This window comes from Vibrio sp. 811, assembly GCF_033339195.1.
In genome coordinates this window covers 1-832 of record NZ_JAWOUB010000240.1, presented here as the reverse complement: position 1 = coordinate 832, position 832 = coordinate 1, and the positions used below count along the sequence as shown (strand labels likewise).

Below are 832 nucleotides of genomic sequence, written 5' to 3'. Positions count from 1 at the left end.
GTAGGCACTGGAATTTCTGGACTGACATGTGGGTACTATCTGCACCAACAACACGATATCACTTTGTTCGAAGCCAACGATTATATTGGTGGTCATACGGCGACGGTTGATGTACGTGTCGGGAATGAGGATTATGCGATTGATACAGGGTTCATTGTATACAACGACCGTACGTATCCAAACTTTATCAAAATGATGAACGAAATTGGCGTGGAAGGTATTCCGACGCAAATGAGTTTCAGCGTGAGAAATGATGGCAACGGTTTGGAATATAATGGCCACACATTAACAACATTGTTCGCACAAAAGCGAAATTGGCTTAATCCAAAATTCTATCGCTTTATTCTTGAGATTTTACGCTTCAATAAACTAGCAAAAGCGTCTGCTACTGAGCAAATATCGAGTTCTCAAACGCTGGGTGCATTTTTGGATGAGCACCAGTTTAGTGATTTCTTTTCTGACAACTATATTCTGCCAATGGGCGCGGCGATTTGGTCATCTTCCCTCGCTGACATGCGTGCATTTCCATTGATGTTCTTCTTACGCTTTTTCCTCAATCACGGTTTGTTAGACGTGACGAATCGTCCGCAATGGTATGTTATCAAGGGTGGTTCACGTGCTTATATTCCACCTTTAACACAAGGGTTTGCAGATAAGATTCGACTGAATAGTCCGGTTGAAAAAGTTGTTCGCAGTGAACAAGGTGTAGCGATTTATGCAAATGGGCAGTGTGAGTGGTTTGATGAAGTCATTTTTGCTTGCCATAGCGACCAGGCTTTAGCGATGCTCAGTGATGCCTCGTCATGTGAAAACGACATTTTGTCGAATATGG

The 832-nt window shown here is 42.8% G+C and carries 1 protein-coding gene; it reads left to right on the top strand.

Features of this window, described 5'->3' with window-relative positions; translation table 11 throughout:
- Nucleotides 1–832: NAD(P)/FAD-dependent oxidoreductase (locus R7Q46_RS26080; protein ID WP_318078070.1), on the top strand; the 832-nt coding region annotated here is incomplete at both ends.